Below are 8,640 nucleotides of genomic sequence, written 5' to 3'. Positions count from 1 at the left end.
CGGCCTCATTTCTCGCTGCCGTCCAGATCAGATGCATCGCTCTCTGGGCTAAAATCTTGTGACGACACTATCTAAAGCATGGCTAAAATAAATTTTATATATCGGCATCAATAAAGAGTCAGTTTATGAGAGTGCGCAAAAAAAAAGCCCCGTTGATGAGACGGGGCAAAAACTCATTGATTACGGAATGATGTTCTCTGGTCATGGGTGAGAACAAGGCAAATATATCCGCAAAAAGTGGTGTAAAAATGGAGAAATCATGGAGATATCCCTTGTAAGGCATTAAGCTAAATTTTTGGATAATTATTTCAATATGGATAATTCGATGCGTAATATTTTGTTCGCTTTTATTTTTACACTGACCGCGTGCTCCACAAAACCGGATGCGCCACGTCCGCCGGCGGCGGGAAAAGCTAATCCGGCAGCGGAGTATTGTCTGCAAATGGGCGGGCAACGCGTCCCGGTGCAGAGTCCACAGGGCGTGCGTACAGAGTGCAAACTACAGGGGGGTGACGTGGTGGATGAATGGGAACTGTGGCGGCGCGATCATCCGAAATCTGGCTCGTGACACTGACCATGCATCAGGGTAAACTTAATTCAGAATATTCTTAATTTACCCTGATGCATGTGTACGCGAGAGAATTATGTTTCAGTTACGACCGGGCAGCCTGGCGATGGTCATTGGTGCTCAAACGCCCGCCGGGCGCGGTAATATCGGCAAATCTGTAGAGTTATTTGGGCTTTGCCAGCCTGGCGAGATGTTCCTTAATCCGGTCAATGGCGTGATGACACGCATGCCGCAAAACGCGAACCGTGCATTGTGGCTGGTGACCGGCGATGTGGTGGCATTCGATGGTCAACAGGGCTTCGCCTTTGTGCGCGCCGAACACCTGATGCCCCTTGACCCGGATAGTCTGCCTGAACACGATCGCGAGCAGGTCATTTCCTGATTTACAGCGATGCCAGCCATTGCGCCAGCACCAGCGCATGATTTTGCCGGGTGCCTTTGGCGGCATAGAGCAGGGTGAGGGCGTCTTTACCTTTCTCGCAAAGCTGTTTTCCCATTTCTCGCTTTCCGGCGAGCTCTGCCAGATAGGCGTCGCGAAACCCGGCGAAATCCAGTACCTCGCCGTGAAAGGCTTTGCGCAATTCGCTTGATGGGGCCAAATCCTTGCACCATTCGTCATAATGCAGATCGGTTTTTTTCACTCCCCGTGGCCACAGGCGATCAACCAGAACCCGGTAGCCATCCTGAACGGAGGCCGGGTCATAGACGCGTTTGCATTGAATCATCGGTACGTTCCCTCTCTTCGATAAAAGCGACCAGTTGCGGGAGCTGCTGGTGGGAAAAGACGCGAATGCCGTTTGCTTCCAGCAGGGCGGCGGCGACACCCATGCCGGGCTGCTGAACGCCACTAAAGGTGCCATCGTAAATCAGCTGGCTGCCGCAGGTGGGGCTGCCGTCGGTCAGCAGCGCCGCGCAACAGCCTTCCGCCTGTGCAGTTTTGAGCGCCAGCCAGGCGGCGAGCTGATAGTGTGCGGTGACATCCTCGCCGGTATCCTCAACGATGCGCGCCGCATCACGCATCACATCATGACCGTTTCCATCGCGTATTTCTGCCGGTGCGCGCGGAATAGACAGCCCTGCGGCCAGTTCCGGGCAGTGAATCACCAGACTCTGTTCCTGCTGCCAGCAGGCCAGTACTTGCTGTAATGCCGCTTTTTCACTACCGTTATAACGGACCTTGAACCCCACCAGGCAGGCGCTGACCAGAATTTTATTGCGCATTTTTTCTCCAGTTTCGACGCATCTGTTGCCTTAAGCTTCATTTTCATCTGAATAAGGCAAAGTGTGTCCTGCCATTTTTAAGGTGTTGTGATATAGACGAAAGATCGTTAATGTGAGGTTCCTTATGTTATTCGTTATTAGCTCTGACATAAGGACCCCTTCATGACCCATATTCCCGTTAAAAATACCCTGAGAATTGCCCTTGTTGGTGATTACAATCACGACGTTGTCGCGCATCAGGCAATTCCTCTGGCGATCGATGACGCCGCCGCCGTGCTTGAGATTACCGCAGATTACGACTGGCTGGCGACCTCTGACATTAGCAGCAGCGATGACCTCGTTGGCTACGATGCAATTTGGGTGGTTCCGGCAAGTCCGTATAAAAACCCTGAAGGCGCCTTTATCGCCATTCAGTACGCGCGGGAAAATGCGATACCGTTCCTTGGCACCTGCGGTGGCTTCCAGCACGCGATTATTGAATATGCCCGCCATGCGATGGGCGTGGGTGATGCTGCTCACCAGGAAACCGACGATGCAGGACGAATGGTGATCGTTCCGCTAAGCTGCTCGCTGATCGATCAGGTGGCGGACATCGAACTGCGTCCAAACACGCTGATCGCCCGCGCCTATGGGCAGGAGAAAATCAGCGAAGGCTACCGCTGTAGCTATGGGATCTCGCCGGATTTTGCCGCCGAACTGGAAAAGAGTGATATGCGGGTAACAGGCTGGGATGAAGAGGGGGAGATCCGCGCGGTCGAACTGACTAACCATCCGTTCTTTGTTGCGACGCTATTCCAGCACGAGCGCAATGCTTTGGCTGGACGCCCGGTACCACTGGTACAGGCGATGCTGAAAGCGGCAAAAGATTGAGAAAATGAAAACAGGCCGCTCGGGCCTGTTTTTTTACGTGCTGACCATCTCGCGGTCGCGCCCGGCGCAGGCACCAAACAGCGCCATCAACACCGACAATATTGCGCAGGCGATAAGCGGGATTTGCCAGGAGTCGCTGGCGTCGTGGATTTTACCCATCAGCGGTGGCCCACAGGCCGCCAGCAGATAGCCCACCGATTGCGCCATCCCTGAGAGCGCCGCCGCATGATGCGCGGAGCTGGCGCGCAGGCCGATAAAGGTTAGCCCAAGGATCATGGTGCCCCCGGAGCCAAAACCGAACATCAGCGTCCAGAGAACCGCCTGATCCGGCCAAATCCAAAAACCGGCGGAGCTTACCGCACACATTAACGCCACCAGTACGGCAAGCGCACGCTGGTCACGCAGGCGATGAAGGATCAGCGGCACCAGAATTCCCGGCGACGCCGTGGCAAGCTGCAGCAGGCCATGCAGAGAACCCGCGCCGGATTCGCTGTAACCGTGGCTGATAAGAATCGCCGGCAGCCAGCCAATCACCACATAATAAATCAGCGAGTTAATCCCTAAAAATAGCGTCACCTGCCAGGCCAGCGGTGAGCGCCAGATCCTGCGGCTTTGTGTCACCGGCGAGCTTGATAAGCTGGCGGGTTTTGCGAAACGCAACTGCGGCAACCACAGCAGCATCGCAAGCAGCGGGAAGGCCATCAACATCAGCAACGCGCCGTGCCAGCCTGCGCCCATTAACGAAAGCGGGACAATGACTGCAGAACCAAGTGCCGCTGCGGCCCCCATGGTTACCGAGTAGGCACCAGTCAGTTTGGCGACCTGGCCCGCGTAATCGCGTTTAATGATCCCCGGCAATAGCACGTTACCCATTGCGATGCCGCAGCCAATGATGGCCGTGCCGACAAAGAGCAGCGCAGGCGAGGGGAGTGAACGTACCGCGATGCCCGCGCAAATCAACAGCATGGCGGCAAAGAGGCTGCGTTCCATTCCCAGTCGCCGGGCAATGCCCGCGGCTAAGGGGGATACAAGGGCAAAAGCCAGTAACGGTAGGGTGGTGAGCATCCCTGTTTGCGCAGTGGTTAAGCCATAATCGGCACGAATAGTATCAAGCAGCGGTGCGGCCCCGGTGAAGGTGACGCGCAAGGTGGTGGCAATCATCAGGATTCCCGCGAAAAGCAGTACCCCTTGTTTGCCCCGTGAAGAAATCGCAGTGGTCATTGTATTCTCAGGATAAATAGCAGAAGCACACCATACCCCTTTTTCGCGCTGATGAAATCAAGCTAAAATGACAGTTTATCGCTATATTCGGACAACTTTATGCAGCACGGTCTTGGCCTGGATGGCTTTAATCCCGACAGTCAGCAGGAGGCGGCGCTGGCCTTTAGTATTGTCGTTGAGGCCGATGAGCAACGGATCCCGCAGCATCGCCATCGCAAAGGACAGCTGATTCTGGCCCTCAGCGGGGCGATCACCAGCGAAGTGGAAAACGCCCGCTGGATGGTGCCGCCCCATCACGCCATCTGGCTGCCGGGACTGGTCGCCCACAGCAACCACGCCACGCCGGGGGCAAAACTGTGCTTTTTGTTTGTTGAACCCGACAGGCTCGATATGCCGGATCAGTGCTGCACGCTGAAAATTTCCCCGCTGGTACGTGAACTGATCCTGACGCTTTCTACGCGTAGCCATCGAGAACGCCAGCAACCGGCAACACAGCGGCTGGTGCAGGTGCTGTTTGACGAACTGCCCCGCCAGCCGCAGATGCAGCTGCAACTTCCCGTCTCGCCGCACAGCAAAATTCGCCAGATGGTCGATACCATGGAGCAGGCTCCCGCCCAGTGGCAGACGCTGGCGCAATGGGCGCAGGAATTTGCCATGAGCGAACGCAACCTGGCACGCCTGGTGGTGAAGGAGACGGGACTCAGTTTTCGCCGCTGGCGGCATCAGCTGCAGCTGATCCTTGCTCTTCGTTTGTTGATTGGCGGCGAGTCGGTACAGAACGTTGCTCAGGCGCTGGGGTATGATTCCACCACGGCCTTTATTACGATGTTTAAGAAAGGGTTAGGCCAGACGCCGGGGCGTTACCTTGCCGCTCTTGAGCAGGTGTAATTATTTTCTGCTGTCAATTCCCTTTAAGAAGTGTGGCTTATGCGTGTTTTTGCTGGCGGCTTGTCAGTGATAAGTGATTAGTATGGAGTAAGCGTTTTTAATAACTTTTTTGGATAATTAATGCACTTTTTGATATTTGTCTGATGATTACTGTTATGTGACTTTAGCCCTGAAATATGACTAATAACAGGGCGTAAGGATTAGCATGGCAACCACATCTTCGAAAAAAATCGGTGCGCTGACCGCACTGGCATTACTTTCTACTTTCTCATTTGCCGCACACGCAGACAAACTGGCTGATATTAAAGCCGCAGGTGTCGTCAAAGTGGCAACATTTGACGCGAACCCGCCGTTTGGCGCCATCGATCCGCAGAGCCACGAAATCGTCGGCTATGACGTGGATTTCGCTAAAGCGCTGGCGAAAAGCCTGGGCGTAAAGCTGGAACTGGTCGCCACTAACCCGGCGAACCGTATCCCGCTGTTGCAGTCCGGTAAAGTGGATCTGATTGTTGCAGATATCACCATTACCCCGGAACGTGCGCAGGTGATTGATTTCTCAACCCCATACTTTGTCACCGGCCAGCAGTTCCTGGTAGCGGCAACCGGTTCAGACAAACTCGATAGCTACAGCAAAGCGCGCATCGGTGCGGTAAAAGGCACCACTGGCGAGCAGGCGCTGCATCAGCGTTTCCCGCAGTCCCGCGTGCTGGCCTATGACGATATCCCGCTGGCGCTGACCGCACTGCGTAACGGTAACGTGCAGGCGATCACTCAGGACAGCACCATCCTGGCAGGCCTGCTGGCGGAAGCGCCGGATAAAGCCAAATTCAAAATCCTGCCGGACTTGCTCTCCAAAGAAGAGATCGGTGTGGGCGTCACCAAAGGTGAAACCGCGCTGCTGAAAGCCGTCAACGAGGAGCTCGTGAAGCTGGAACAGACCGGCGAAGCGGCAAAAATCTACGACGTCTGGTTTGGTCCGCAAACCAAAGCCCCGGCTCCGCGCAGCTTTAAAATAGAAGCGAAGTAATATGTTGGCAGGTCTCTTTTCACCCTCCGTGGCGCAAGCCCCGGAGGCTTTTCCCGTGGAAAAAGGAACGGTGGAGTTTCGCAAAGCCAGCAAAAGCTACGGTGACCACCGCGTGTTGAACAACATCGATTTGCAGGTTGCGGCAGGGGAAGTGATTGCCGTGTGCGGGCCATCCGGGTCGGGTAAATCGACGCTTATTCGTCTTATCAATCGGCTGGAAACCCTGACCAGCGGTGAGATTCTGGTAGACGGCAAACCGACAAGCCAGCTTAAGGGGCGCGAACTGCGCAACCTGCGCCGCCAGGTCGGGTTCGTGTTCCAGCAATTTAATCTTTATGCGCATCTGAACGCGCTGGAAAACATCACCCTGGCGTTGACCCGCATTCATGGCAAGTCGGCGGCGGAGGCAAAAAACATCGCCCTCGAGCTGCTGGACCGCGTCGGGCTGAGCGATAAAGCCGGGCACTATCCGTCGCAGCTTTCCGGCGGCCAGCAGCAGAGGGTGGCGATTGCCCGCACGCTGGCAGCAGGGCCGCATATCATCCTGTTCGATGAACCGACCTCGGCGCTTGATCCGGAGATGATTGGCGAAGTGCTGCAGGTGATGCGATCGCTGGCCCACAGCGGGATCACTTTGATCGTCGTGACCCACGAGATGCAGTTCGCCCGCGAAATTGCTGACCGGGTGATTTTTATCGACGGTGGCGAAATCCTCGAGCAGGCTGCGCCGGAGGCGTTTTTCACCGCGCCGCAGCATCCGCGCGCCCAGCGCTTCCTGCAAAAAGTGCTTAATCCGCTCCATGCTGACGGCAAGGAGCTGTAATGGGGATTCATCTCGACTGGGCGGGCGTTTTTACCGGCCAACCTGCACAATGGCTCACCTCTGGCTTTCTGACCACCATTTGGGTCACGGTGGTGGGCGTTATCCTCGCGACCGTGATGACGGTTTTTCTGCTGGCCCTGCGTCTGGCTGGCGGAAAGGCGGGGAGAGCGGTCGTGGCGGTGTGGGTGTCGCTGTTTCGCAATACGCCGCTGCTGGTGCAACTGTTGTTCTGGTATTTCGCGGCATGGAACGTGCTGCCGCTGGCGTTTCGTCAGTACGTCAACGATGACCACGCCTTTAGTATTCTGCCGGGGGATGTCTGGTGGTTTACCCCGGAATTTCTCTCTTCGGCCTGGGCGCTGGGGCTATTCACGGCGGCATTTCTGGTGGAAGAGATTCAGGCCGGGTTACATGCGGTGCCGCGCGGGCAAATCGAAGCGGCAAAATCGCAGGGGTTTAGCGACCTGGCGCTGTTTCGCTGGGTGCTGCTTCCGCAGGGGCTGGAGAACGCTTGGCAGCCGGTGGTGGGGCAGTATCTGAATCTGATGAAACTCTCGTCGCTGGCAACCGGCATCGGCTTTGCAGAACTCACCTACCAGACGCGGCAAATTGAGAGCTTTAACGCCCACGCGCTGGAAGCCTTTACGGTGGGCAGCGTGCTGTATCTGGCGCTGGGGCTGGCGATGAGTCTGCTCTTTAACCTGCCGCGTGGCTGGCGAGCGATGACCCGCAAGGAGGCACACCGTGGTCGATAATCTTACCGTCATCACCGACAACCTCGGCTATTTGCTGCTGGGGCGTGCGCTTCAGGGGGAACCGGGCGGTGTACTGCTATCGGTAATGATGACATTGGGAGCCGGCGTACTGGCGTTTCCCTGCGGAGTGTTGCTCGCCTGCTGCGCGTGGCGTTTTGCGGGCTGGCCGCGCAAGCTTCTTTTTTTGTGGGCCGAGTTGATTCGCGGGATCCCGCTGATTTTTGTCATCTTCTGGATGTGGTTTTTGCTGCCGTGGATAACCGGGGCGGACCTGCCGGGGGCGGTGACCGTCACTCTGGCGCTGGCGTGGTTTACCTCGGCATCGGTGATGTATTCGACGCTGGCGGCGCTTAACGCGTTACCGAAGGGGCAACATGAAGCAGCAATAAGCAGTGGATTTGGCAGCGTGGACATTCTGCGCCTGGTGCTGCTGCCACAGGCGTTACGTAACGCTATTCCGTCTTACATTGGGTTGCTTATCGCCCTGCTAAAAGACACATCGCTGGCGTTTATCGTCAATGTGCCGGAGCTGACTACGGTCGCCGGGCAGGTGAATAATCGGGTGCAGGTTTACCCTGCGGCCCTGTTTATCTTCACCGGGCTGGTCTATTACCTGCTGTGTAGCTTACTGGAGTTTGGCGTTAAGCGCTGGCAGCGTCGGCACTTACTGCCGACCAATTAACAGCGACACCAGACCTGCCGCAATCAGTGGCCCTACCGGTACGCCCCGGAACAGGGCCACACCCAATACGGTTCCCACCAGAAGTCCGGCCACCAGCGATGGCTGCGAGCTCATCAGCGTCACACCGCGGCCACCCAGCCAGGAAACAAACACCCCCACCGCAATGGCGATCAGTGATTTCCAGTTCAGAAACGAGCTGATTAATGTCGACGGCGGCAGTGAACCGCTGGCGATAGGGGCCATTACCCCAATGGTCAGAATGACAATTCCGACGGTTAAACCCTGTTTTTCGACCCACGGGAAGTACGTGTTGAGCGGCGTGATACGGATAATGATCAGCACCATAACGGCAACGGCGACGGTGGTGTTGTGGCTAAAGAAGCTCAGCGCCACCAGCCCAATCAGAATGAAGAGAGTTGTATCGAACATGGAGAGTGTTTCGTTCCTTGCCAATGAAAAGATAAGCCTGCTTACATTACTTTACGCGGATAGGCATTGTTAAGCAGGCTTTTTATATTTGCATGAACACCACCTCCTATGGAGGTGGTCAGCAATAAGTTGGCTCTGCCAATAATGCTACTCATG

12 protein-coding genes are annotated in these 8,640 nt (G+C 55.9%); 8 read left to right on the top strand and 4 right to left on the bottom strand.

From position 1 onward, the window contains the following. Positions 1 to 325: 325 nt before the first annotated feature. Together ACSZPU_RS20740 and ACSZPU_RS20735 are read left to right on the top strand one after the other, a co-directional pair. Positions 326 to 568, top strand: a complete 243-nt coding sequence (locus ACSZPU_RS20740; RefSeq protein ID WP_499002734.1) for a putative hemolysin — start codon at positions 326 to 328, stop codon at positions 566 to 568. A 76-nt stretch (positions 569 to 644) separates the two neighbouring features. Beyond that, positions 645 to 950, top strand: coding sequence for a hypothetical protein (locus ACSZPU_RS20735; RefSeq protein WP_499002731.1), 306 nt, complete (start codon positions 645 to 647; stop codon positions 948 to 950). 1 nt (position 951) lies between these two features. Here the strand turns inward: ACSZPU_RS20735 and ACSZPU_RS20730 are convergent, their stop codons facing one another. Then, positions 952 to 1,293 (bottom strand): DUF488 domain-containing protein, encoded by a 342-nt coding sequence (locus ACSZPU_RS20730; RefSeq protein WP_499002729.1) that lies wholly within the window; start codon positions 1,291 to 1,293, stop codon positions 952 to 954. Then, positions 1,268 to 1,789 carry a 2-thiouracil desulfurase family protein gene (locus ACSZPU_RS20725; RefSeq protein ID WP_499002726.1) on the bottom strand — a complete coding sequence of 174 codons (522 nt, stop codon included), beginning with the start codon at positions 1,787 to 1,789 and terminating at the stop codon, positions 1,268 to 1,270. Before ACSZPU_RS20725 ends, ACSZPU_RS20730 begins: the two co-directional genes overlap by 26 nt. Before the next feature lie 162 nt (positions 1,790 to 1,951). On the opposite strand from ACSZPU_RS20725, the gene ACSZPU_RS20720 reads away from it, so the two are divergent. Then, entirely contained in the window at positions 1,952 to 2,659 is a 708-nt protein-coding gene (locus ACSZPU_RS20720; RefSeq protein WP_499002723.1) for a CTP synthase C-terminal region-related (seleno)protein, read from the top strand. 33 nt (positions 2,660 to 2,692) lie between these two features. Here ACSZPU_RS20720 and ACSZPU_RS20715 read toward each other — a convergent pair whose 3' ends face one another. After that, a complete protein-coding gene (locus ACSZPU_RS20715) occupies positions 2,693 to 3,880 on the bottom strand; it encodes a CynX/NimT family MFS transporter (RefSeq protein WP_499002720.1) in 1,188 nt (395 codons plus the stop codon). A 99-nt stretch (positions 3,881 to 3,979) separates the two neighbouring features. On the opposite strand from ACSZPU_RS20715, the gene ACSZPU_RS20710 reads away from it, so the two are divergent. The 5 genes from ACSZPU_RS20710 to ACSZPU_RS20690 all read left to right on the top strand — a co-directional run bounded on the left by ACSZPU_RS20710 (position 3,980) and on the right by ACSZPU_RS20690 (position 8,055). Next, a complete protein-coding gene (locus ACSZPU_RS20710; protein ID WP_499002718.1) occupies positions 3,980 to 4,768 on the top strand; it encodes an AraC family transcriptional regulator in 789 nt (262 codons plus the stop codon). A gap of 205 nt (positions 4,769 to 4,973) precedes the next feature. Continuing rightward, positions 4,974 to 5,795, top strand: coding sequence for an ABC transporter substrate-binding protein (locus tag ACSZPU_RS20705; RefSeq protein WP_499002714.1), 822 nt, complete (start codon positions 4,974 to 4,976; stop codon positions 5,793 to 5,795). 1 nt (position 5,796) lies between these two features. Continuing rightward, positions 5,797 to 6,618 carry an amino acid ABC transporter ATP-binding protein gene (locus ACSZPU_RS20700; RefSeq protein ID WP_499002712.1) on the top strand — a complete coding sequence of 274 codons (822 nt, stop codon included), beginning with the start codon at positions 5,797 to 5,799 and terminating at the stop codon, positions 6,616 to 6,618. Continuing rightward, positions 6,618 to 7,373, top strand: coding sequence for an amino acid ABC transporter permease (locus tag ACSZPU_RS20695; RefSeq protein ID WP_499002710.1), 756 nt, complete (start codon positions 6,618 to 6,620; stop codon positions 7,371 to 7,373). The genes ACSZPU_RS20700 and ACSZPU_RS20695 overlap by 1 nt, the downstream gene beginning before the upstream one ends. Beyond that, positions 7,363 to 8,055: an amino acid ABC transporter permease gene (locus ACSZPU_RS20690; RefSeq protein WP_499002708.1), complete on the top strand. Its 693-nt coding sequence runs from the start codon at positions 7,363 to 7,365 to the stop codon at positions 8,053 to 8,055. Before ACSZPU_RS20695 ends, ACSZPU_RS20690 begins: the two co-directional genes overlap by 11 nt. On the opposite strand, the gene ACSZPU_RS20685 is transcribed toward ACSZPU_RS20690, so the two are convergent. Further along, on the bottom strand, positions 8,038 to 8,484 hold the full coding sequence (locus tag ACSZPU_RS20685) for a DUF441 domain-containing protein (protein WP_499002705.1): 447 nt from the start codon (positions 8,482 to 8,484) through the stop codon (positions 8,038 to 8,040). The two genes, ACSZPU_RS20690 and ACSZPU_RS20685, sit on opposite strands and share 18 nt — an antisense overlap. Between the last annotated feature and the right edge of the window lie 156 nt (positions 8,485 to 8,640).

Origin of the sequence: Phytobacter sp. V69 (assembly GCF_965644215.1) — a bacterium.
In the GTDB taxonomy this organism is placed as follows: Bacteria; Pseudomonadota; Gammaproteobacteria; order Enterobacterales; family Enterobacteriaceae; genus Phytobacter.
The sequence above is the reverse complement of the archived record's forward strand: the minus strand, read 5'-3'. Positions and strand labels throughout refer to the sequence as shown.

Coding starts and splice junctions, on each gene's coding strand:
- ACSZPU_RS20740 (WP_499002734.1), top strand. CDS start 326: ATGCGTAATATTTTGTTCGCTTTTATTTTTACACTGACCGCGTGCTCC.
- ACSZPU_RS20735 (WP_499002731.1), top strand. CDS start 645: ATGTTTCAGTTACGACCGGGCAGCCTGGCGATGGTCATTGGTGCTCAA.
- ACSZPU_RS20730 (WP_499002729.1), bottom strand. CDS start 1,293: ATGATTCAATGCAAACGCGTCTATGACCCGGCCTCCGTTCAGGATGGC.
- ACSZPU_RS20725 (WP_499002726.1), bottom strand. CDS start 1,789: ATGCGCAATAAAATTCTGGTCAGCGCCTGCCTGGTGGGGTTCAAGGTC.
- ACSZPU_RS20720 (WP_499002723.1), top strand. CDS start 1,952: ATGACCCATATTCCCGTTAAAAATACCCTGAGAATTGCCCTTGTTGGT.
- ACSZPU_RS20715 (WP_499002720.1), bottom strand. CDS start 3,880: ATGACCACTGCGATTTCTTCACGGGGCAAACAAGGGGTACTGCTTTTC.
- ACSZPU_RS20710 (WP_499002718.1), top strand. CDS start 3,980: ATGCAGCACGGTCTTGGCCTGGATGGCTTTAATCCCGACAGTCAGCAG.
- ACSZPU_RS20705 (WP_499002714.1), top strand. CDS start 4,974: ATGGCAACCACATCTTCGAAAAAAATCGGTGCGCTGACCGCACTGGCA.
- ACSZPU_RS20700 (WP_499002712.1), top strand. CDS start 5,797: ATGTTGGCAGGTCTCTTTTCACCCTCCGTGGCGCAAGCCCCGGAGGCT.
- ACSZPU_RS20695 (WP_499002710.1), top strand. CDS start 6,618: ATGGGGATTCATCTCGACTGGGCGGGCGTTTTTACCGGCCAACCTGCA.
- ACSZPU_RS20685 (WP_499002705.1), bottom strand. CDS start 8,484: ATGTTCGATACAACTCTCTTCATTCTGATTGGGCTGGTGGCGCTGAGC.